Annotated in this window: 18 protein-coding genes; 7 read left to right on the forward strand and 11 right to left on the reverse strand. The window is 73.5% G+C overall.

All coding sequences use genetic code 11. The features are described 5' to 3' along the window. Window positions 1–8: 8 nt before the first annotated feature. Window positions 9–356 (forward strand): hypothetical protein, encoded by a 348-nt coding sequence (locus tag DDJ31_RS16265; protein ID WP_127179565.1) that lies wholly within the window; start codon window positions 9–11, stop codon window positions 354–356. A gap of 15 nt (window positions 357–371) precedes the next feature. Here DDJ31_RS16265 and DDJ31_RS16270 read toward each other — a convergent pair whose 3' ends face one another. From DDJ31_RS16270 to rsmI, 10 genes are all read right to left on the reverse strand, one after another. Next, window positions 372–1,070, reverse strand: coding sequence for a helix-turn-helix transcriptional regulator (locus DDJ31_RS16270; protein WP_127179564.1), 699 nt, complete (start codon window positions 1,068–1,070; stop codon window positions 372–374). A 218-nt stretch (window positions 1,071–1,288) separates the two neighbouring features. Continuing rightward, on the reverse strand, window positions 1,289–3,178 hold the full coding sequence (locus tag DDJ31_RS16275) for an outer membrane protein assembly factor BamB family protein (RefSeq protein ID WP_127179563.1): 1,890 nt from the start codon (window positions 3,176–3,178) through the stop codon (window positions 1,289–1,291). 73 nt (window positions 3,179–3,251) lie between these two features. Then, window positions 3,252–5,135 carry an outer membrane protein assembly factor BamB family protein gene (locus DDJ31_RS16280; RefSeq protein ID WP_127179562.1) on the reverse strand — a complete coding sequence of 628 codons (1,884 nt, stop codon included), beginning with the start codon at window positions 5,133–5,135 and terminating at the stop codon, window positions 3,252–3,254. 187 nt (window positions 5,136–5,322) lie between these two features. Next, window positions 5,323–7,137, reverse strand: a complete 1,815-nt coding sequence (locus DDJ31_RS16285) for an ABC-F family ATP-binding cassette domain-containing protein (protein ID WP_127179561.1) — start codon at window positions 7,135–7,137, stop codon at window positions 5,323–5,325. 349 nt (window positions 7,138–7,486) lie between these two features. Continuing rightward, complete coding sequence (locus DDJ31_RS16290; protein WP_127179560.1) at window positions 7,487–8,386, reverse strand: 4-(cytidine 5'-diphospho)-2-C-methyl-D-erythritol kinase; 900 nt, start codon at window positions 8,384–8,386, stop codon at window positions 7,487–7,489. Between the two features lie 135 nt (window positions 8,387–8,521). After that, window positions 8,522–9,385: a 16S rRNA (adenine(1518)-N(6)/adenine(1519)-N(6))-dimethyltransferase RsmA gene (rsmA, locus tag DDJ31_RS16295; protein ID WP_127179559.1), complete on the reverse strand. Its 864-nt coding sequence runs from the start codon at window positions 9,383–9,385 to the stop codon at window positions 8,522–8,524. Between the two features lie 58 nt (window positions 9,386–9,443). After that, complete coding sequence (locus tag DDJ31_RS16300) at window positions 9,444–10,832, reverse strand: resuscitation-promoting factor (protein WP_240678192.1); 1,389 nt, start codon at window positions 10,830–10,832, stop codon at window positions 9,444–9,446. A gap of 119 nt (window positions 10,833–10,951) precedes the next feature. Next, a complete protein-coding gene (locus tag DDJ31_RS16305; protein ID WP_127179557.1) occupies window positions 10,952–11,830 on the reverse strand; it encodes a TatD family hydrolase in 879 nt (292 codons plus the stop codon). Window positions 11,831–11,872: 42 nt separating this feature from the next. After that, a complete protein-coding gene (locus tag DDJ31_RS16310; RefSeq protein ID WP_127179556.1) occupies window positions 11,873–12,280 on the reverse strand; it encodes a hypothetical protein in 408 nt (135 codons plus the stop codon). A gap of 236 nt (window positions 12,281–12,516) precedes the next feature. Continuing rightward, the gene (gene rsmI, locus DDJ31_RS16315) at window positions 12,517–13,389 is read right to left on the reverse strand and encodes a 16S rRNA (cytidine(1402)-2'-O)-methyltransferase (RefSeq protein ID WP_127179555.1); all 873 of its coding nucleotides are present in this window, start codon (window positions 13,387–13,389) and stop codon (window positions 12,517–12,519) included. A gap of 86 nt (window positions 13,390–13,475) precedes the next feature. Between rsmI and DDJ31_RS16320 the strand changes: the two genes are divergently transcribed. The 3 genes from DDJ31_RS16320 to DDJ31_RS16330 all read left to right on the forward strand — a co-directional run bounded on the left by DDJ31_RS16320 (window position 13,476) and on the right by DDJ31_RS16330 (window position 18,750). Then, window positions 13,476–15,218 carry a dolichyl-phosphate-mannose--protein mannosyltransferase gene (locus tag DDJ31_RS16320; RefSeq protein WP_127179554.1) on the forward strand — a complete coding sequence of 581 codons (1,743 nt, stop codon included), beginning with the start codon at window positions 13,476–13,478 and terminating at the stop codon, window positions 15,216–15,218. Window positions 15,219–15,348: 130 nt separating this feature from the next. Further along, window positions 15,349–16,971, forward strand: a complete 1,623-nt coding sequence (locus tag DDJ31_RS16325) for a penicillin-binding transpeptidase domain-containing protein (protein WP_127179553.1) — start codon at window positions 15,349–15,351, stop codon at window positions 16,969–16,971. A gap of 114 nt (window positions 16,972–17,085) precedes the next feature. Beyond that, window positions 17,086–18,750 carry a penicillin-binding transpeptidase domain-containing protein gene (locus tag DDJ31_RS16330; RefSeq protein WP_127179552.1) on the forward strand — a complete coding sequence of 555 codons (1,665 nt, stop codon included), beginning with the start codon at window positions 17,086–17,088 and terminating at the stop codon, window positions 18,748–18,750. A 25-nt stretch (window positions 18,751–18,775) separates the two neighbouring features. Here the strand turns inward: DDJ31_RS16330 and DDJ31_RS16335 are convergent, their stop codons facing one another. Then, the gene (locus DDJ31_RS16335) at window positions 18,776–19,132 is read right to left on the reverse strand and encodes an SsgA family sporulation/cell division regulator (protein ID WP_127179551.1); all 357 of its coding nucleotides are present in this window, start codon (window positions 19,130–19,132) and stop codon (window positions 18,776–18,778) included. A 176-nt stretch (window positions 19,133–19,308) separates the two neighbouring features. On the opposite strand from DDJ31_RS16335, the gene DDJ31_RS16340 reads away from it, so the two are divergent. The 3 genes from DDJ31_RS16340 to DDJ31_RS16350 are packed head-to-tail and all read left to right on the forward strand — an operon-like array spanning window position 19,309 to window position 22,005. Next, window positions 19,309–20,400, forward strand: a complete 1,092-nt coding sequence (locus DDJ31_RS16340) for an energy-coupling factor ABC transporter permease (protein ID WP_127179550.1) — start codon at window positions 19,309–19,311, stop codon at window positions 20,398–20,400. Window position 20,401: 1 nt separating this feature from the next. After that, a complete protein-coding gene (gene cbiQ / locus DDJ31_RS16345; RefSeq protein WP_127179549.1) occupies window positions 20,402–21,163 on the forward strand; it encodes a cobalt ECF transporter T component CbiQ in 762 nt (253 codons plus the stop codon). Next, entirely contained in the window at window positions 21,151–22,005 is an 855-nt protein-coding gene (locus tag DDJ31_RS16350) for an energy-coupling factor ABC transporter ATP-binding protein (RefSeq protein ID WP_431027922.1), read from the forward strand. The genes cbiQ and DDJ31_RS16350 overlap by 13 nt, the downstream gene beginning before the upstream one ends. Window positions 22,006–22,094 lie beyond the last annotated feature (89 nt).

Here is a 22,094-nt window from a genome sequence, read left to right on the forward strand (position 1 = left end):
AGGAAACCATGCCCGAACACCCCGACACCCCCGACAGCCGCGACAACGGCGGCTTCTCCGAACACGACGCCCAGCGCCAGGTGACCGAGTTGGAGGGCGAGTCGGCCACCGCGGCCCGCATCTTCGACCTCCGGCGCATCATCGGCGGCCTCTTCGTGGTCTACGGCGTCATCGTCACGATCGTCGGCATCACCGACGGCCAGGCCGCCATCGACAAGGCCCAGGGCGTCAACATCAACCTGTGGACCGGTCTGGCCATGCTGCTGCTCGGCCTGTTCTTCCTGGCCTGGCTGTGGCTGCGCCCGACCCCGCCGCCGGTCCCGGCGACCGCGCCGGACGACGACGCCACGACCTGACCCGGACGCCGGCCCCTACGGCAGCCGCGGGCCCGCTCCGCTGCGGTGGAGCGGGCCCGCGCGGTCGAGCAGTCCGGTGCGCGCGGCCAGGGCCGCCGCCTCCAGGCGGGAGCCGACGCCCAGTTTCATCAGCACCCGCTGGACATGGGTGCGGGCGGTGGACGGCGCGATGCCCATGCCGGCCGCGATCAGCCGGGTGTCCTCGCCGTCGGCGACCCGCACCAGCACCTCGACCTCACGCGGGGTCAGCAGGTGCAGCAGCCGCTGGCCCTCGTCGTCGGGCTGGGCGGCCGGGTTGAGGAGTTCACCGAAGGCGCCCTGGAGGAGTTGCGGGGCGACGGCGGCCTCGCCCGCGCGGGCCTTCATGATGGCCCGCTCGACGCCCTCGATGCGCTCGTCGTGCCGGACGTAGCCGCAGGCGCCCGCGGCGAACGCGGCGGCGATGCCGCGCGGGCTCGGCACCGGGCCGAGCACCAGGACGGCGACCTGCGGACGCTCCTTCTTGATCCGCACCACCGGGTCGAACATGCCGGGCTCGGCCGGTGTCGCCGTCCCCAGCAGACAGACCTCGGGCGCTCTGGTGATCACCAGTTCCGCCGCTCCCGCGGCCGGCGCCGCGGCGGCCAGCACCCGGTGGCCGCGCAGTTTGAGCGCCGAGGCCAGCGCCTCGGCGAGCAGTCGGTGGTCGTCGACCACCATCAGCCGCACTCCCATCGGGCACCCCCCAGTCCCGGGCGGCAGCCCCCGCCCGGCTCCCCCCGCCCTTCATGCCCCCGGAAGCTACACGCTTGTTCGACGTTGCGCTCCCCCAACCGGTGAGATGTGCCCTGGATCGGCGGAAATTCTGGGTTTCCCCGCATTCGCGGGCGATGAGCGGTACGCGTACGGCCCCGCCCCTGAGCTGGGGCGGGGCCGCGGGCCGCGGGCGGGGCTCAGCCGGTCGGGCCGAACGCCACCACCAGGTCCTTCTTCAGGGACGAGGTGCTCGCGAACACCCCGGACAGATACAGGTGGCCCTGGCTGTAGAGGGCCTCCGAGTAGGTGGGCAGCATGCCCGTCTCGGCCTCGCGGGCGGCCGGCGTCGACGGGTTCACCAGCAGCGTCGTCGCCTTGAAGGAGCCGCCGTCGAGGCTGACGACCTGGCCGCCCTTGTTGTACGGCGGACGCTTGTAGGCGATCAGGTCGGGGCCGTCCATGCGCAGCGGGGTGAGGGTGTAGCCGTCGCCCGCGTCGGCGCGCTGGCCGGTCTGCCTGCCGGTGCCGAGGTCGAAGGCGACGACCTCGTTGGTCTTGGTGTACTGCCCGGTGCCGTCGTGCGCCTCGGTCGGGATGTACAGCCGGTCGTTGCCGACGGCGAGGCCCGAGCAGTACTCCAGCTTCGAGATGCCGTCGCAGCGGGCCGCGTAGTCCTTGCCCGGCGCGGAGATGCGGGTGCGCAGCTTGCCGGTCTTGTTGTCGATGGAGAAGAAGTCCGAGATGCCGCTGCCGTCGCCCGCGCTGTCGCCGACGTCGGCGGCGACCACCAGCGGGTCGGTGGAGACGACGGCCGCGTACGAGATGCCGGGGGACATCTTGTACTCGGAGTTCACCTTCCCGGTCTTCGGGTCGATGGTCTGGATGTGCAGCTGGCGCTCGTCGTAGGAGCCGCACCTGCGGACCGCGACGAGCTTGGCGCCGCCGCCGTACCCGGCGTCGTAGCAGGTGTCGGTGGGCTTCGGGGCCCAGAGCGGCTTGGCGGTGGAGACGTCGAAGGCGGCGCCGCCGCTGGTGCCGCCGACGGCGACGGTCCGCCCGCTGACGGTGACGTTGTCGAGGCGGACCTCCTGGTCGGCGTTCTTGACCGTCCTCGTCCACAGCTTCTTGCCTGCGTCGAGGTCGAGGGCGGCGACCTGGGTGCAGCCGTGGGTGGGCTTGGCCTTGGTCGGCATCGCGGGCTCGTAGACGATCGCGGTCAGGTCGTCGTCGGTCGTGTGCCTGCTGGCGGTGCAGACCGGGCCCGGCAGCTTGATCGACCACAGCTTGGTTCCGCGGTCGGGGTCGTAGCCGTCGACCGCGGCGACGCCGGTCTTCACGTACGCCTTGTCGGTGAGCCAGGAGCCGTACACCGTGACGGTGGTGGTGTCCGAGACCTTGGGCGACGGGACCCGGAAGAGGATCTTCCCGGCGGTGTCGGCGGGCACCTTCTCGGTGCCGCCGCCCGCGGTGTCCCCGCCGCCGTCCTTGTCGTCCTTGCCGCCGGTGCCCGCGGTGGAGCCCGCGGTGTCGTCCTTCTTGCCGTCGCCCCCGCCGGAGGAGGAGTACCAGACGCCGGCGCCGACGATCAGGGCGATCGCCGCGACGGCCGCCACGATGATGGCCACCTGCGCGTTGCCCTTCCGCTTGCCGCCGGGCACCCCGCCCGGCGGGGGCGGCGGCCCGGGGTAGCCGTAGCCGGGCTGCGAGCCGTAGGCGGTGGGCTGCCCGTGGACGGGCGGCTGGCCGTACGGGTTCGGCTGACCGTACGGGTTCGGCTGACCGTAGGCGGTGGGCTGCCCGTGGACGGGCGGCTGGGCGTACGGGTTCGGCTGCCCGCCGGGGTAGCCGTAGCCGGCCGGCGGCTGCGGCGGCTGCCCGGCCGGGGGTGCCTGCGGGTAGCCGTAGCCGGGCGGCTGCGGGGGCGGGGTCGGCTGCGGATGGCCGTAGCCGGGCTGCTGGGGCTGCGGCGGCTGCGTGCCGTGGCCCGGCTGCTGCGGCTGGTCCTGTGGCTGCTGCGGGGGCTCCGGGGGGCCGAATCCGCCCGGCTGCGAGGGCTGGTGGGGCGGTGGGGGTGGCGGCTGGCTCATGGGGAGGACGCTCCAGGGACGCTCTGCGGGGACGACGGAAACGACGGGCGGGGGCGGGACAGCGCGGGCCTGGTCACTTGCCGTAGGCGAGCATCAGCTTCCCCTTCCCGGCGGCGCCGCCGGTCAGGCGGGTGGTGGAGAGGTAGAAGCGGCCGTCGACCCAGTCGAAGTCCTTGGAGAAGAAGCCGTTCTCGACGCGGGCGGCGGACATCGGGTTCTGGAGCAGCTTCACCGGCGTGTGCGCGGCGGCGCCGGTCGCGATCGACACGACCCGGCCCGCGGAGTCGTACGACGGCTCGACGTAGGCGATCAGCTTGCCGCCCTCGGCCCTGACCGGCAGCATCGACTCGTCCGCGGGGGACTTGACCCGCCACTTCTCCTTGCCGCTCGCCAGGCTGACCGCCACGATCTCGTTGGGCCCCGTGGTCGCCCGGGTCGGCAGGTAGAGGGTGTCCGCGTCGGCGGCCACGCCCTTGCAGCCCTGGAGGTCGCGGTTGAGGATCGCGAGGCCGCACAGCGGGGCGAAGTCCTCCTGGACGGAGACCTGGGAGCGGATGGCGCCGCCGGAGCCGAAGGTGGAGATGTTCCAGGTCTTCTTGTCCCGGTTGGTGCTGTAGACGACCAGCGGGTCGACCGAGTAGACCCGTGCGACCGTCCACCCCTTGTCGATCCTGTGGGTCCAACGGGCCTTGCCCGACGCCGGGTCCAGCTCCTGGAGCTCGTCGTGGGCGTTCGACCCGCCGGCGCCGCAGGAGGCGACCGACAGCAGCTTGCCGCCGCCCGCGAACGCGGTCGGGAAGCAGGCTTCGCCGTACTTGGTCTTGTCGAACAGCTTGGCGCCGCTGTCCACGTCGTAGGCGACCCCGGACTGCGAACGCCCCACCATGAGCGTCCTGCCCGTGACGGAGAGGCCGACGGTGAGGGTGCTGTCGAACAGCGCGCCCTCGGGGAGCTGGGTCTTCCAGCCCTTCTTGCCGGTGGCGAGGTCGATCTGCTGGAGCTGGTTGCACTTGGCGCGGTCGCTCGTGCCGCTCTCGTAGGCGACAACGATCTTGCCGTCCGTGGAGGCGTCGGGGGTGGCCGCGCAGATCTTCTGCGGGAGCGTGATGGTGGCCCAGGCGGGCTCGCCGTCGGCGGTGCCGTAGCCGAAGACCTGCTTGTAGGCCGCCTTCACCGCCGTCTTCCCGGAGATCCACATGCCGGGTGCGTCGGCGCCCGAACCGGGCACGGCCGGGGCCTCCTTGTACCAGAGGACCTTCGACTCGCCCGCCCGGCGGCCGGAGTTGAGGTCCTCGGCGCCGGAACCGCCTTCGCCGTCACGGGAGTCGGCCGACGCCGAGGCGGACGCCGAAGGCGACGCCTTCGCGTCGTCGCTCCGCGCGACGGCCGGCTTCCCGCCGTCGTCGTCACCGCCGCGGGTCACCGCGAACACACCGGCGCCGATCACGGCGAGCGCGGCCACCACGGCGCCGGCCACGAGCGCGGGCCTGCCCTTGAAGGGGGTGCGGAAGCCGCCCTGCGGGGCGCCCGGCGCACCCGGGTACGGGGGCTGCTGCGGATACCCGTGGCCGGTCGGGGCGTAGGGCCCCGGCTGCTGCGGCGCACCGTACGGCCCCGGCTGCTGCGGCCCGTAGCCGCCGCCCGGCTGCCCGTAGGGACCGGGCTGGGCGTACGGACCCGGCTGCGCGTAGGGGCCGGGCTGGGCGTAAGGGCCCGGCTGGTGGGGCGGCGGGGGTGCCTGGGGGTAGCCGTAGCCGGGCTGCCCCGCGGGCGGGCCCTGCGGGGGCGGCGGAGTGCCCGGCGGGGACGGCGGCTGCGGCGGCGCCTGGGGCGGCTGGGGTGGTTGCTGCGGTGGCGGCGGCTGCTGCTGCGGTGATTGCTGCGACGGCTGCTGTGGCGGCTGCTGCGGTGACCGCTCCTGTGGCGCTCCGAAGCCTTCCTGCGGCGGCTGAGTCATCAGCGCCTCCCCCGTTCCACTGATTTTTGGCCACGCGCCGGGCCGTCCAGGGCCTCGGGCAGGCTCAGAAAGTTCTCAGACGGCCCTTTCTATCACTCACCACCGACAACGGACCGGGCCGGTTCATCCCCTGTTCCCAAGGGAGAACCGGCCCGTGATGCCTCCGTTACGCGCCTTCACGCGCCGTTCACGCCTCTTCGGCCAGTTCCAGCCACCGCAGCTCCAGGTCGTCCCGCTGCCCGGCGAGATCGCGCAGTTCGGCGTCGAGCCCCGCGACCTTCGCGAAGTCGGTGGCGTGCTCGGCGATCTGCGCGTGCAGCTTGGTCTCCCGCTCGGCGACCTTGTCCAACTGCCGCTCGATCTTCTGGAGTTCCTTCTTCGCGGCGCGCTGGTCGGCGGCGCTGCGCTCGGCGGCGGGCCGCTCCGCCGCCGCGGCCAGGACGGCGGAGGCCGCGGTGGCCGTCTCCGCCATCCGCTGCCTGCGCTCCAGGTACTCGTCGATACCGCGCGGCAGCATCCGCAGGGCGGCGTCCCCGAGGAGCGCGAAGACCCGGTCGGTGGTGCGCTCCACGAAGAACCGGTCGTGGGAGATGACGATCATCGAGCCGGGCCAGCCGTCGAGGACGTCCTCCAGCTGGGTCAGGGTCTCGATGTCGAGGTCGTTGGTGGGCTCGTCGAGGAAGAGGACGTTCGGCTCGTCCATCAGCAGCCGCAGCAGCTGGAGCCTGCGCCGCTCACCGCCGGACAGGTCGCCGACCGGCGTCCACTGCTTCTCCTTGCCGAAGCCGAACGTCTCGCACAGCTGGCCCGCGGTCATCTCGCGGCCCTTGCCGAGGTCGACGCGCTCGCGGACCTGCTGCACGGCCTCCAGGACCCGGGTCTGCGGGTTCAGTTCGGCGACCTCCTGCGAGAGGTAGGCGAGCTTGACGGTCTTGCCGACGGCGATCCGCCCGCCGGCCGGCTGCTGCTCGCCCTCGCTGCGGGCGGCCTCGGCCATCGCGCGCAGCAGGGACGTCTTGCCCGCGCCGTTGACGCCGACCAGGCCGATCCGGTCGCCGGGGCCGAGCTGCCAGGTGACGTGCTTCAGCAGCACCTTGGGGCCGGCCTGGACGGTGACGTCCTCCAGGTCGAAGACGGTTCTGCCGAGCCGCGACGACGCGAACTTCATCAGCTCGCTGGTGTCCCGGGGCGCGGGCACGTCCTTGATGAGTTCGTTGGCGGCCTCGACCCGGAAGCGCGGCTTGGAGGTGCGGGCGGGGGCGCCCCTGCGCAGCCAGGCCAGCTCCTTGCGGACCAGGTTCTGCCGCTTGGTCTCCTCGGTGGCGGCGATGCGTTCCCGCTCGGCGCGCGCGAAGACGTAGTCGGAGTAGCCGCCCTCGTACTCGTAGACCGAGCCGCGCTGCACGTCCCACATGCGGGTGCAGACCTGGTCGAGGAACCAGCGGTCGTGGGTGACGCAGACCAGCGCGGAGCGGCGCTCGCGCAGATGGCGGGCGAGCCAGGAGATGCCCTCGACGTCGAGGTGGTTGGTGGGCTCGTCGAGGACGATCAGGTCCTGGTCCTCGATGAGCAGCTTGGCGAGCGCGATCCGGCGCCGCTCGCCGCCGGACAGCGGCGCGATGACGGTGTCGAGGCCCTGCGGGAAGCCGGGCAGGTCGAGGCCGCCGAAGAGGCCGGTGAGCACGTCCCTGACCTTGGCGTTGCCGGCCCACTCGTGGTCGGCCATGTCCCGGATGACCTCGTGGCGCACGGTGGCGTTCGGGTCGAGGGAGTCGTGCTGGGTGAGGACGCCGAGGCGCAGTCCGCCGGAGTGGGTGACCCGCCCGGTGTCGGCCTCCTCCGCCTTGGCGAGCATGCGGATGAGGGTGGTCTTGCCGTCTCCGTTGCGGCCGACCACCCCGATCCGGTCGCCCTCGGAGACGCCGAGCGAGATGCCGTCGAGCAGGGCACGGGTGCCGTACACCTTGCTGACGTTCTCGACATTGACCAGGTTGACGGCCATTTCACTCCTGCTCGGGGGGACGGGTCAGCCTCCCAGGGTAGTGCGCGCCGGGAAGCCGACCCGCCGCGCTGTTACCCGGCCGCCCCGGTGCGGACCTCGGCGAGCAGTTCGTGTGCCGTGGTGTCGAGGCCCTTGAGCCGGGCGATCACCTTGATCAGCTCGACCAGGGAGGCGCGGGCCGCGTCGGTGGGGCCCTGGTCGACGAGGGTGCCGATCAGCGTGATGCCGAGGTTGCCCGAGTCGAAGCCGCCGGTGTGGAAGGCGGTGACGAGGTTGCCGTCGGCGTCGAAGGCGGGGACGGCGCCGTCGCCCGAGTAGCGGCCCTCGCAGGGCCTGGCGCGGGTCCGGTTCAGGCGGTGAGGACCGTGGCGCCCGGCGCGGGGGCCGCCGCGGTGCGGACCGTACGGCAGGTGCCCGAGGCGCGCAGCGAGCGCGCCACCGTCTCGGCCGACGCGGCGTCCCTGACCAGGAACGCCGTGGTCGGTCCCGAACCGGAGACCAGCGCGGTCAGGGCGCCCGCCGCCAGGCCGGCCGCGAGGGTGTCGGCCAGCTCGGGGTAGAGGGAGAGCGCGGCGGCCTGGAGGTCGTTGGAGACGGTCGCGGCGAGCGCGTCCGGGTCGCCCTTGGCGAGCGCGGCGATCAGCTCGGCCGAGGCGACCGGCTCCGGGATGTCCGCGCCGGCGCCGAGCCGGTCGAACTCCCGGAAGACGGCGGGCGTCGACAGGCCGCGCCCGGCCATCGCGAAGACCCAGCGGAAGGTGCCGCCGACGTCGAGGGCGGTCAGTCGCTCGCCCCGCCCGGTGCCCAGCGCCGCGCCGCCCACCAGGGAGAACGGCACGTCGCTGCCCAACTCGGCGCAGATGTCGAGGAGTTCGGCGCGGGAGGCGCCGGTGCCCCAGAGCGCGTCGCAGGCCAGCAGGGCACCCGCGCCGTCCGCGCTGCCGCCCGCCATGCCGCCGGCCACCGGGATGTCCTTGGCGATGTGGAGGTGCACGGCGGGGCTGCGGCCGTACCGGGCGGCGAGCGCCTCGGCCGCGCGGGCCGCCAGGTTCGTCCGGTCCAGGGGCACGTGGGCGGCGTCGGGACCCTCGCAGGTGACCCGCAGGGTGTCGGCGGGGGCCACGGTGACCTCGTCGTACAGGCCGACGGCGAGGAAGACGTTGGCCAGGTCGTGGAAGCCGTCGGGGCGGGCCGCCCCCACCGAGAGCTGGACGTTGACCTTGGCGGGGACGCGGACGGTGACACTCACGGGCGGGAACTCCTGGGTCTCGACGGGGCCGACGGGGCTCGGCGCCCGCGCGGTTCGGTGCCGGCCGAAGGCGACGCGGCGGACGACGGCACGGCAAGCGGCCGGGCCCGCCGCCGCCACCCGCCCCGCCGCGCGCTACCGGGGCTTGTTCTCGGCGATGCGGGCGAACTCCTCGACGGTGAGCGCCTCGCCCCGCGCCTGGGGCGACACCCCCGCGGCCACCAGCGCGGCCTCCGCCCCGGCCGCCGATCCGGCCCAGCCGGAGAGGGCGGCCCGCAGCGTCTTGCGGCGCTGGGCGAAGGCGGCGTCGACGACCGCGAACACCTCGCGCTTCTCCGCCGTCGTCCTGACCGGCTCGGCCCTGCGGGTCAGCGCGACGAGGCCGCTGTCGACGTTCGGGGCGGGCCAGAACACCGTGCGGCCGATCGATCCGGCCCGCTTGACGTCGGCGTACCAGTTGGCCTTGACGGAGGGGACGCCGTACACCTTCGAGCCGGGGGCGGCGGCGAGCCGGTCGGCGACCTCGGCCTGGACCATGACCAGGGTGCGTTCGATGGTCGGGAAGGTGGCGAGCATGTGCAGCAGGACGGGCACGGCGACGTTGTAGGGCAGGTTCGCGACCAGCGCGGTCGGGGCGGGGCCCGGCAGCTCGGTGATCTGCATGGCGTCGGAGTGGACGAGCGCGAACCGGTCGGCGCGCTCCGGCATCCGGGCCGCGATCGTGGCGGGCAGCGCGCCGGCCAGGACGTCGTCGATCTCGACGGCGGTGACCCGGTCGGCGACCTCGAGGAGGGCCAGGGTGAGCGAGCCGAGCCCCGGTCCGATCTCGACGACCGTGTCGTCGGGGCGGACCTCGGCGGTGCGCACGATCCGGCGGACGGTGTTCGCGTCGATCACGAAGTTCTGGCCGCGCTGCTTGGTGGGGCGCACGCCGAGCGCCGCCGCCAGTTCGCGGATGTCGGCGGGGCCCAGCAGGGCGTCGTGGGTGGGGCTGGTCACCCGACCAGGGTACGGGGCCGGGCGGGCGCCCCGGCCGCCCGGCACCGCGGACCGCCGCTCAGCCGTGCAGCCGGGTCCCGCAGTGCGGCCAGGGGCTCGCCCCGCGCCGCACGTAGAGGGTCTTCGCGCGGAGGGTCTGTTCGGCGGCCGGTGCGTCCTGCGGGCGTCCGCTGCCGCCGAGCGCCTGCCAGGTGCGGGTGTCGAACTGGTAGAGCCCGCCGTAGGTGCCGGACGCGTCGACCGCGTCGGGCCTGCCGCCGGACTCGCAGACGGCGAGGGAGTGCCAGTCGAGTCCGTCGGCGCCGGCCACGGAGGCGGGCAGCGCCCTCGTCCCGTACCGCACCAGTTGGGTGCGCGGGGCGCGCGCGACCTCGGCGCGGACCAGGCGGGGCCGCTCCCTGACGCCGTTGACGGTGCGCAGCGCGTAGGTGACCCGGCGCAGCCCTGGCTGTCCGGTCCGTTCGACGACCTCGGTGCCACGGAACAGCGAGGGGTCGGCGGCGCGCTCGGTGGCGAACGGGATGGGTTCCTCGCGCACTTCCTCGCTGCCGGTGACGCGCAGCACGGTGACGGTCTGTCCGTCGCGCGGGAAGCTGTCGCCGGCCACGGAGGTGCTGTCCTGGCCGTGCAGGGTGACGCCGGCCTGCTGGACGACCTCGCGGACGGTCGCCGCGTTGGTGCGGACGGTGCGGGCGCGGCCGTCGGCGAGGACGGTGACGGCGCGTTCGGTGCGGACGTCGAGGGTGAGTCCCGCGCGGCCGATGGGGGTGGAGCGCGGGGCGGACAGATAGGCGCCCGCGGCGCGCACGCCGAGCTGTTCGAGCGCCTCGTGGACGGTGTGCGCGGTCGTCCACACCTCCTGGCGCCGGCCGTCGAGGGTGAGTCCGACCGGTCGGCCGTAGCGCACGGAGACCTCGTCGCCGCTGGTGAGGGCGGTGCCGGGGGCGGGGGCCACGACGTCGTGGGCGCCGATGCCGACGCCTTCGCGGGCGAGGAGTCCGGTGACGTCGTCGGCGAAGGTGTGCAGGGTGCGCGCCTCGCCGTCGACGTTCAGCTCGATGGCCTTGTCCTGGGCGACGAAGGCGGTGGTGCCGCCGGCCAGGAAGGCGACGACGAGCGCCTGCGGCAGCAGCCGGCGCACGGCCCGGTCGGGCCGTGGGGCGGAGCGGACCGGGCGCCGGTGTCCGGCCCGCCCGGCCGGGTCGTCGGCGCCGGCCGCGGCGCCGGCGCGGTCGGGGCCGTCCGCCGGGCGGGGCAGGCCGGACGGCGAGGAGGGCGCGACCCCGGACCCGTACGGGCCGTAGGAGTCGCCCGACGGGCCGTAGGAGTCGCCCGACGGGCCGTAGGACTCGCACGGCGGGCCGTAGGACCCGTACGGGCCGTGGGGCTCGTTTCTCTCGTTCGGAACGGCCGGTGTCCCGAGGGTCCGGTACGGGGAGTTGCTCACGCCGACACGCTCCAGTGGGCCAGAGGGGTCCGATCGGGCCCACAGAACCTAGCGGAGCGGCGGTCACTCTCCAAAGCGGCGCGACCACGCAGGGTGGCGGTCGCGGGGCGCGCTCGGCCTCAGTAGGCGAAGGCGCGTGCGGTGTTGGCGGCGAGCGCGGTCGCCAGGGTGTCCTCGTCGACGCCCCGGACGGCGGCCATCGCGCGGACCGTGACCGGGATGAGGTAGGGGGCGTTGGGCCGCCCGCGGTAGGGCGCGGGCGTCAGGAACGGCGCGTCCGTCTCCACCAGGAGCAGTTCCGGCGGGGCGACGGCGACGGCGTCCCGCAGGTTCTGCGCGTTCTTGAAGGTGACGGTCCCGGCGAAGGACATGAAGTACCCGGCGCGGGCGCAGATCTCCGCCATCTCGGCGTCGCCCGAGTAGCAGTGGAAGACGGTCCGTTCGGGGGCGCCCTCCTCCTTGAGGACGCGCAGCACGTCGGCGTGGGCGTCCCGGTCGTGGATGACGAGGGCCTTGCCGTGCCGCTTGGCGATCTCGATGTGGGCGCGGAAGGAGGCTTCCTGGGCGTCCTTGCCCTCGGGCCCGGTGCGGAAGTGGTCGAGGCCGGTCTCGCCGACGCCCCTGACCTGCTCGAGTGCGGCCAGCCGGTCGATCTCGGCGAGCGCCTCGTCCAGCGCGGCGGTGCCGCCCGGTCGCCGCGCGCCCTGCCGCGACCAGCCGTCGGGGTCGCCGTGCACGATGCGGGGCGCCTCGTTGGGGTGCAGGGCGACGGTCGCGTGGACGGCGTCGTGGCGGGCCGCGGTCTCGGCGGCCCAGCGCGACCCGGCGAGGTCGCAGCCCACCTGGACGAGGGTGGTGACGCCGACCGACGCGGCCGTCGCGAGCGCTTCCTCCACCGTGCCCGACTGCATGTCGAGGTGGGTGTGCGAGTCGGCGACGGGCACCCGGAGGGGCTCAGGGGGCGGCGGCGCGCTGTTCTTGTCGGACGAGGCAGGCATGTCCCGATCCTACGAAAGGGACACCCCGCCCGGCGTCACGCGTCAGCCCGCCCTGTGCTGGAAGGGGTGCAGGAGGTCGGAGAGGTGCCAGTGGTGGTGGCCTCCGGCGGGCACGGCGGGGACGTCCGTCTCCTGGGCGGCCGCGGCCGGCGGGGTGCGCCGCTCCTGGTGGTGGGCGGCACCCTGGACCGACGAGACCTGTCCGGGCCGCATGATCCGCACGACGTGGCTGTCGCAGTTGTGGCAGCTCGGGCGGCTCAGCGGGGACGGGACGACCCCGCCGTCCGCGACGTAGACCACGAACGGGTGGCCGTCGGTGCCCGTGTGGTGCTCTATCTCGTAGGACTGTTCCCAACCGTGCCCGCACCGCATGCAGGCGAAGGAATACGACTCGTGCACGACCGCGGTCGCCGGGCCCCGAAGGCCGGTTCGCCCTGCTGTCTCGCTCATGCCAGCTCCTCTTTTTCCGCTGGACACAGGGACGGGTACGTCCCCACGACCCAGTGGACGCCTCCCCTCGCGGGAAAGCACCAGGCGCTGTCATGTGTTGAGGGCGATTTGGACTTTCCTTGCCGAAGGGGCCTCGGGCCAGGGTCTGGGCTTTGCCTTCGAGTACGGTCCTTTGCCCGGCCGTGGGGCGCCCGCTCAGAGGAGATGCGCCCTGCTCAGAGTGGGTATGACCCAACTCACGCGTCGCCGCGCGCCCCCCGTTCAGGTGAGGCGTTCTTCGCGGCCACAACGGCGTCGAAGACCTCGCGTTTGGGCAGTCCCGCCTCCGCCGCGACGGCCGCGATGGCCTCCTTGCGCCGCTCCCCCGCCTCCTCGCGCACCCGCACCCGGCGCACCAGTTCGGCGCCGTCGAGTTCCTCGGGCCCCTTCTCGGGCGCCCCCTCGACGACGACGGTGATCTCGCCGCGCACCCCGTCGGCGGCCCACGCGGCGAGCGCGCCGAGCCCGCCCCGCTTGATCTCCTCGTACGTCTTGGTCAGCTCCCGGCAGACGGCGGCCCTGCGGTCGGCGCCGAACACCTCGGCCATGGCGGCGAGGGTGTCGTCGAGGCGGTGCGGGGCCTCGAAGTAGACGAGGGTGCGGCGTTCGGCCGCGACCTCGCGCAGCCGGGTGAGGCGTTCGCCCGCCTTGCGCGGCAGGAACCCCTCGAAGCAGAACCGGTCGACGGGCAGCCCGGAGAGGGCGAGCGCGGTGAGCACGGCGGAGGGTCCGGGCACCGCGGTGACCCGGACGTCCTTCTCGACGGCGGCGGCGACCAGCCGGTAGCCGGGGTCGGAGACGGAGGGCATGCCGGCGTCGGTGACGAGCAGCACGCGCGCGCCGCCCACGAGTTCCTCGACCAGTTCGGGGGTGCGGGCGGCCTCGTTGCCCTCGAAGTAGGAGACGATCCGGCCGCCGGGTGTCACGCCGAGGGCCTGAGTGAGGCGGCGCAGCCGCCGGGTGTCCTCGGCGGCGACGACGTCGGCGCCCGCCAGTTCCTGGGCGAGCCGGGGCGGGGCGTCCGCGATGTCGCCGATGGGGGTGCCTGCGAGGACGAGGGTTCCAGTCACGCCCTCCATCCTCCCAGCCGCGCTCCGCGGTGGACGCATCCACCCATGCACGGGACTCACACAGCGCTGTTCCCTACGATGGCGCGGTGACCAGTACCGCGTCCTCCACGGACACCCGGCAGGGCCAGACCTCGCACGACCAGCGGCCTCCCTGGCAGCAGCGGCTGCGCCGTTTCGGCCACTCGGCGCGGGCCGGGTCAGACGTCCGCGCGCGTCTGGTGCCGCCGTACGCGGCGCCGAGTCCGCGGCTGTGGCAGGTGCTCGGGGTGGGTCCGGTGCTCGCCGAGCGCCTCGGGCGCTGGTCGGGCTGGGGCGGTCCGCTGCTCGTGACGCTGGTGGCGGGCGTGATGCGGTTCTGGAACCTGGGCAGCCCGAAGGCGGTGATATTCGACGAGACGTACTACGCGAAGGACGCGTGGGCGCTCGTCCACCGCGGTTTCGAGGTCGACTGGGCGAAGAACGCCAACGATCTGATCCTGGCGAAGAACGGCCAGGTGCCGATCCCGACGGACGCCGCGTACGTGGTGCATCCGCCGGTCGGCAAGTACGTGATCGGGCTCGGCGAGCTGATGTTCGGGTTCGATCCGTTCGGCTGGCGGTTCATGACGGCGCTGCTCGGCACCCTGTCGGTGCTGATGCTGTGCCGGATCGGGCGCCGGCTGTTCCGTTCGACGTTCCTCGGGTGCCTGGCGGGCGCGCTGATGGCCGTCGACGGGCTGCACTTCGTGATGAGCCGCACGGCGCTGCTCGACGGGGTGCTGATGTTCTTCGTGCTGGCCGCGTTCGGCGCGCTCCTTGTGGACCGGGACCGGGCGAGGGAGCGGCTCGCCGCGGCGCTGCCCACCGATGAGGACGGCGGGGCCAGGCCGGACGCGGCGGTGGCGGAGGGCACCCGGCTGGGGTGGCGGCCGTGGCGGTGGACGGCGGGACTGCTGCTCGGCCTCGCGCTGGGCACCAAGTGGAACGGCCTGTACTTCCTGGCCGTGTTCGGTCTGATGGCGGTGGCGTGGGACGTCGCGGGGCGCCGGGTCGCGGGGGCGGGGCGCCCGTACCTGGCGGTCCTCAAGCGCGACCTGGGGCTCGCGTTCCTGTCGACGGTGCCGGTCGCCATCGTCACCTATCTCGTGTCGTGGACCGGCTGGATCCTGTCGTCCACCGACGGCAGCGGCGGCTACTTCCGCAACTGGGCGGCGACCGACGGCAGGGGAGGCAGTTGGACCTGGCTGTTCCCCGACTGGCTGCGCAGCCTGTGGCACTACGAGCACGAGGTGTACGAGTTCCATGTGGGGCTCTCCTCGCCGCACACGTACATGTCGAACCCGTGGAGCTGGATCGTCGACGGCCGTCCGGTCTCGTACTTCTACGAGTCGCCGTCGCCCGGCGCGGACGGCTGCCCGGCCGACGCGGGTGAGAAGTGCGCCCGTGAGGTCCTCGCGATCGGCACGCCGCTGCTGTGGTGGGTGGCCGGGTTCGCGGTGCTGTACGTGCTGTGGCGCTGGCTGCTGCGGCGGGACTGGCGGGCGGGCGCGATCGTCTGCGCGGTGGCGGCCGGGTATCTGCCCTGGTTCCTCTACCAGGAGCGGACGATCTTCTTCTTCTACGCGGTGGTCTTCCTGCCGTTCCTGTGCCTGGCGGTGGCGATGCTGCTGGGCGCGATCGTCGGGCCGCCGGGTTCGAGCGACACCCGCCGGGTGGCGGGCGCGACGGGCGCGGGCGTCCTGGTGCTGCTGATCGCGTGGAACTTCATCTACTTCTGGCCCCTCTACACGGGTACGGCGATCCCGATCGACCAGTGGCGCTCGCGGATGTGGCTGGACACCTGGGTGTAGCCCCTAACGATCGTGAAACTCCTCTCGCCCCGGCCGTGGGCACCCCGTACTGTGCAGGGTGCGGAGGGTTTTCTGAACGTGTTCAGAAAACCCTCCGCACCACGGTGGACGGGACAACGGGGAGGTCCTGATGGGCAGGAAGGTCAGAACCGCCGTCATAGGCGGCGTGTTCGCGGTGATGGTGGGCGGCGCCGGGTACGGCGCGTACAACGTCCTCTCCGCGGTGACCGACGACGGCGGCTCGGGCGGCTCGGACCGGGTGCGCTCGGGACCGCCGGTCGGCTCGGAGATCGAGGAGACGTCGACGGCGTTCCTCACGGCGTGGCAGGAAGGACGCAGCGGCCCGGCCGCCGCGCTCACCGACAACGCGGCGGGCGCGGAACCGGTGCTGACGTCGTTCGGCACCACCGCGCACCTCAAGGACGTGCGGATCACGCCGAGCAGGGCCACCGGGGCGACCGTGCCGTTCACCGTGAAGGCGACGGTGTCCTTCGGCGGGAAGTCCCGGCCGCTCTCCTACCGCAGCGAGTTGACCGTGGTGCGCGGCAGGACCACCGGGCGGGCCCTGGTCGACTGGCGGCCCTCCGTGGTCCATCCGCGGCTGGTGGCCGGCGACACCCTGATCACCGGCGAGGCCGCGAGCCCGCCGATCGAGGCCGTCGACCGCGACGGCACCGTCCTGACCGAGGACAGGTACCCCTCGCTCGGCCCGATCCTGGACGAGCTGCGGGCCAAGTACGGTGCGGCGGCGGGCGGTTCACCCGGGATCGAGCTGGCGGTCAAGCACCGGGCCGAGGGGTCCGCCGACACCACGCTGCTGACGCTGGCCGAGGGCAGAAAGGCCACGCTGCGCACGACGCTCAGCGCGCGGGTCCAGGCGGCGGCCGAGAAGGCGGTGGCCGGGTACGACGAGTCGTCCGTGGTGGCCGTCAAGCCGAGCACCGGTGAGGTCCTCGCGGTCGCCAACCACCGCGCGGACGGCTTCAACGCGGCCTTCCTCGGCACGATGGCGCCCGGCTCCACGATGAAGATCATCAGTGCCGCCGCGCTCATCGACGCGGGGCTCACCACCGCCGACGGCCCGGCCACCTGCCCGCCTGAGGCGGTGTGGCAGAGCCAGACCTTCCACAACCTGAAGGGCATGGCGCCGAACCTGGACGCGACGCTCTCCGAGAGCTTCGCCCGCTCCTGCAACACGGCCTTCGTGAAGTTCGCCGACGACGTGCGTCCCGACACCCTCACCAAGGAGGCGCAGGACCGCTTCGGGCTCGGCCGGGACAACTGGAAGACCGGCATCCCGTCCTTCGACGGCTCGGTGCCCGCGTCCGGCGGCCCGGACACCGCGGCCAACCTGATCGGCCAGGGCCAGGTGCAGCTGAACCCGCTGAACATGGCGTCGGTGACGGCGACCGCGATGACCGGCAGGTTCCGGCAGCCGGTGCTGGTCTCCCCGAAGCTCGACGACCGCGAGCTGGCGACCGCCCGGGGCCTGCCGGGGGCCACGGTGAGCCAGTTGCGCGCCATGATGAACCGCACCGCGACCAGCGGCACGGCGGCCCAGGTGATGGCGGGGCTCGGCGGCAGCGTCGGCGCGAAGACCGGCTCAGCCGAGGTCGACGGCCGGTCGAGGTCCGACAGCTGGTTCACCGGCTACCGCGACGACGTCGCCGCCGCCGCGATGACCCAGGACGGCGGGCACGGCGTCGACGCGGCCGGTCCGATTGTCGCAACCGTGCTACGAGCGGGCGGCTGAGGCCGTCCGAGCGGCAGGGGACTTTAGGCTGGTGGTCGTCGTTGGGGTCGTGCGGGCTGAGGACAACACGGCGTGGCGGGGACCCTGGGGATTGTGGCGGAGGATGCGGTAACTGTGGGCAAGAGACGACGAGTCGCCGAGCGACGCAGGACCCGGCCGGCCGTGGTGGGCGGGATGATCGCCGTGGTCGTCGGCGGCGCGGGCCTCGGCGGCTGGGCGCTGTTCGGCGGCGGGGCCGCGGCCGACGACGGTCCGGTGGACGCCCGCCACAAGCCGGCGAAGACGGGACCGCTGACGACGGCCGAAGTCACCGCCACCGCCCAGCGGTTCCTCACCGCCTGGCAGCAGGGCCGGGTGCCGAAGGCCGCCGCCGCCACCGACGACAGCGCGGCGGCCACCGCCCTGCTCACCGGCTGGACCAAGGACGCCCGCATCGGGGAGGTCACCCTCACCGCGGGCACCCGCACCGGCGGCACGGTGCCGTTCGACGTGAAGGGCATGGTCTCCTACAAGGGCGTCAGCAAGCCACTGGCGTACACGAGTTCACTGACCGTGGTGCGGCGGGCCGAGGACGGCGAGCCGATCGTCTCGTGGCGGCCCTCGGTCGTCCACCCGGACCTCAAGGACGGCGACACCCTGGTGACGGGCGCGTCCGGGACCCCGCCGGTGAAGGCGTTCGACCGCGACGGCGGCGAGCTGACCACCGCCGCGTACCCGTCCCTCGGGCCGGTGCTCGACGGTCTGCGGGAGAAGTACGGCAAGACCGCGGGCGGCACGGCGGGCGTGGAGCTGCGCGTGGTGCGCGGCGCGGCGTCCGAGAAGGCGAAGCTGTCGGACAAGACGGTGCTGGAGCTGAGCAAGGGCACCCCCGGCTCGGTGCGCACCACGCTCAGCGCGAAGCTCCAGGCCGCCGCCGAGAAGAAGGTCGCCGAGCGCTCGTCGGCGTCGGTGGTGGTGATGCGGCCGTCGACCGGTGAGATCCTCGCCGCCGCGAACTCCTCGAAGGGGTTCAACGTCGCCTTCCAGGGCTCCCTCGCGCCCGGCTCCACGATGAAGGTCGTCACCTCGTCGCTGCTGATCGAGAAGGGTCTCGCCGGCGCGGAGAAGAAGCATCCGTGCCCCAAGACGTTCACGTACGGCGGCTGGAAGTTCCACAACGACGACGACTTCGAGATCAAGGGCGGCACCTTCAAGGCCAGCTTCGCCCGCTCCTGCAACACCGCCTTCATCAGCCAGGCGAAGAAGCTCTCCGACAGCGACCTCACCCGGCAGGCCCAGGAGGTCTTCGGCCTCTCCCGCAACGACTGGGCGATCGGGGTGCCGACCTTCGACGGCTCGGTGCCCGTGCAGTCGGCGGCCCAGATGGCAGCCTCGCTGATCGGGCAGGGCGGGGTCAGGATGAACCCGCTGAACATGGCGTCGGTGGCGGCGACCGTGAAGTCGGGCTCCTTCCACCAGCCGTACCTGGTCGCGCCGAGCGTCGACGGCCGCACCCTGGCGAAGGCGTCCCGGACGATGTCGGCGGACACGCTGTCGCAGCTGCGCGAGCTGATGCGGTACACGGCCGCGTACGGCACGGCCGCCGAGGCGATGTCGGGGCTCGGTCCCGACTACGGCGCGAAGACGGGCTCGGCCGAGGTCGACAACCAGAAGAAGCCGAACGGCTGGTTCACCGCCTACCGCGGCGATCTGGCGGCGGCCGGTGTGGTGCAGGCGGGCGGCCACGGCGGTGACACCGCGGGCCCGATCGTCGCCGCGCTGCTCGGCATGGGCGGCTGACGGCCCGACCGGCGGCGGACCCGGTTCAGCCCGTGACCGCGGGCGTGACCGTGTAGGTGCGGCGCAGGAAGCGGGTGAGGGTCTTGGTCTCGAACTGGACGACCGCGACCTCGCGCGCGGAGTGGAACTCCACCACCGCCTGCACCCGCCCGCACGGCCACACCCGCACCGCGCCCTCGCCGGCCGGTGCCCGCAGGCCCCGCTCCAGCAGGGACCTGGCGAACGTCCACTCGTGCGGGCCCGGCAGCCGAACATGGATCGCGCCCGGGTCGGCCTGCGGGTCGTAGCGCAGGACGACGGGGACCGCGACCGCGCCGGCCTGGACCGCCTCGTCGGCGCCGGTGACGATATGGGCTCTGGCGTACTGCTCGATCACCGACATCGGAGGGCCCCTTCACCCTGCGTGACCTGTGCGGAAGTTGCGCGTCCGCCTTCCCTCCAATGTCGCACATTTTGCCGATTTCGCCCTCCGCTGCCGGAGAACGTCCACGGCGCCGCGCGGATTCGGGACCGTCTCGCTCTTGCAAAGGGTTCGCAAGAACTCACTATCATCAGACGGTGCATGTCCCTGACGGATTCATCAACGCCCCTGTCTCCGCCGCGACCGGAGTCGTCGCCGCCTGTGCCATCGCCGTGAGCCTGCGCGGCGCGCGCCGCGAACTGGCGGGCACCGCCCTGGCCGGCGACGGCGAGCCGGGAGGCGAACGCACCGCGCCGCTCGCGGGGCTCGTCGCCGCCTTCATCTTCGCCGTCCAGATGCTCAACTTCCCGGTCGCCGCCGGGACCAGCGGCCATCTGCTGGGCGGCGCGCTCGCCGCGATCCTGGTCGGCCCCTGCACCGGCGTCCTCTGCGTCTCGGTGGTCCTGCTGATGCAGGGCATCCTCTTCGCCGACGGCGGGCTGACCGCGCTCGGCGTGAACATCACCGACATGGCGATCGTCACCACGGTCGTCGCCTACGGCGTCTTCCGCGGGCTGCTGAAGGTGCTGCCGCGCGGCCGCCGCTCGATCACCGGCGCGGCCTTCGTCGCCGCGCTGCTCTCGGTGCCGGCCGCCGCCGTCGCCTTCACCCTGCTGTACGCGATCGGCGGCACCACCGACGTCTCGCTCGGCAAGGTCGCCACCGCCATGATCGGCGTGCACCTGCTGATCGGGATCGGCGAGGCGGTGATCACCGCGCTCACCGTGGGCGCCGTCATCGCCGTCCGCCCCGACCTCGTGTACGGCGCGCGCGGGCTGACCAGGCAGCGGCTGCGGCTGCGGGTCGACGGCGAACTCGTCGACCTTCCCGCCGCTCCCGACGCTCCCGCCGCCGACCCCGAGCCGGTGGCCGCCGCGCCCCGCACCTCCCGCCGGGCGCTGTGGATCACCGGCCTGGTGACCTCCCTCGTGCTGGCGGGCTTCGTCAGCTTCTACGCCTCGGCGAACCCCGACGGCCTGGAGAAGGTGGCCGCCGACCACGGCATCGACAGGACCGTCGAGGAGCACGCGTCGGCCGACTCCCCGCTCGCCGACTACGGCGTCAAGGACGTCGGCGACGCCCGGCTCTCCGGTGGCCTGGCCGGGGTGATCGGCGTCGGCGCGACCGTCGTCGCGGGCAGCGCGGTGTTCTGGGCCGTGCGGCGCAGGCGCGCGCCCGAGGCGTCCTGAGATGGGGGCGGGCCACGCGCACCGGCTGCACCGGCCGGGTGACTCCCGTGTGCACGCGCTGGCGCCGCACATCAAGCTGGCCGCGACGTTCGCCTTCGTGGTCGTCGTGGTGTCGACCCCGCGTGAGGCGATGTGGGCGTTCGGGGCGTACGCCGTGCTGCTCGCCGCCGTCGCGGTCGCCGCGCGGGTGCCCGCCGGGTTCCTGCTGAAGCGGCTGCTGATCGAGGTGCCGTTCGTGGCGTTCGCGGTGCTGATGCCGTTCGTGGCGAACGGCGAGCGGGTCGACGTCCTCGGCCTGTCGCTCAGCGTGAACGGCCTGTGGGGCGCCTGGAACGTCCTCGCCAAGGGCACCCTGGGCGTCGCCGCGTCGGTCCTGCTGGCCTCGACGACCGAACTGCGCGCCCTCCTGCTGGGCCTGCAACGGCTGCGGCTGCCGCCGCTGCTGGTGCAGATCGCGTCCTTCATGATCCGCTACGGCGACGTCATCACCGACGAGATGCGGCGGATGCGGATCGCGCGCGAGTCCCGCGGCTTCGAGGCGCGCGGGATGCGGCACTGGGGCGTGCTCGCGAAGTCGGCGGGCGCGCTGTTCATCCGCTCCTACGAACGCGGCGAGCGGGTGCACCTGGCGATGGTCAGCCGCGGGTACGCCGGGTCGATGCCGGTGATCGACGAGGTGCGCGCGGACCGGGCGCAGTGGTCGTACGCGCTGGCCCTCCCGGGTGCCGCCCTCCTCATCTGTCTGCTGGGATGGACCCTGTGACCGACCCCGTGAACGACCTGGCGACCGACCCCGCGAACGATGCCGTGCCCGACGCGGCGCCCGGTGCGGCGAACCGCCCCGCGCCCGACCCGGCCGCCCCCGCGTCCCTGGAGGTCGCGGGGCTCGCCTTCGCCTACCCGGACGGCCATCAGGCCCTGTTCGGCGTCGACTTCCGGGTGGCGCGCGGCGAACGGGTCGCCCTGCTCGGCCCGAACGGCGCGGGCAAGACGACCCTCGTCCTGCACCTCAACGGCATCCTCACCGGCGGCGCCGGCACCGTGACGGTCGCCGGACTGCCCGTCGGCAGGCGGCACATGGCGGAGATCAGGCGCCGGGTCGGCATCGTCTTCCAGGACCCCGACGACCAGTTGTTCATGCCGACGGTCCGCGAGGACGTGGCGTTCGGCCCGGCGGCGGCCGGGCTGCGCGGCCCGGAGCTCGAGGAGCGGGTGGACCGGGCGCTGGCGCTGGTCGGCATGGGCGGGTTCAAGGACCGGCCGCCGCACCACCTGTCGTTCGGGCAGCGGCGCCGGGTGGCCGTGGCGACCGTGCTCGCGATGGAGCCGGAGATCCTCGTCCTGGACGAGCCGTCCTCCAACCTCGACCCGGCCTCCCGCCGCGAACTCGCCGACATCCTGCGCGCGTTGGACGTGACGGTGCTGATGGTCACGCACGATCTGCCGTACGCCCTCGAACTGTGCCCGCGGTCGCTGATCCTGAGCGAGGGCGTGATCGCGGCGGACGGGGCGACGGCGGAGGTGCTGGCGGACGACGCGCTGATGCGCGCGCACCGCCTGGAGCTGCCGTTCGGCTTCGACCCCCGCACGGCGGGCCGCCGCTGACAAGCGTGAAGCCCGCCCCGCGCGAGCGGGACGGGCTTCATCGTGGAGCGCCGGGCAGGCCTTGCACCTGCATTTCCCCGCAGGAAGCG

This window comes from Streptomyces griseoviridis, from assembly GCF_005222485.1.
Taxonomy (GTDB): domain Bacteria; phylum Actinomycetota; class Actinomycetes; order Streptomycetales; family Streptomycetaceae; genus Streptomyces; species Streptomyces hintoniae.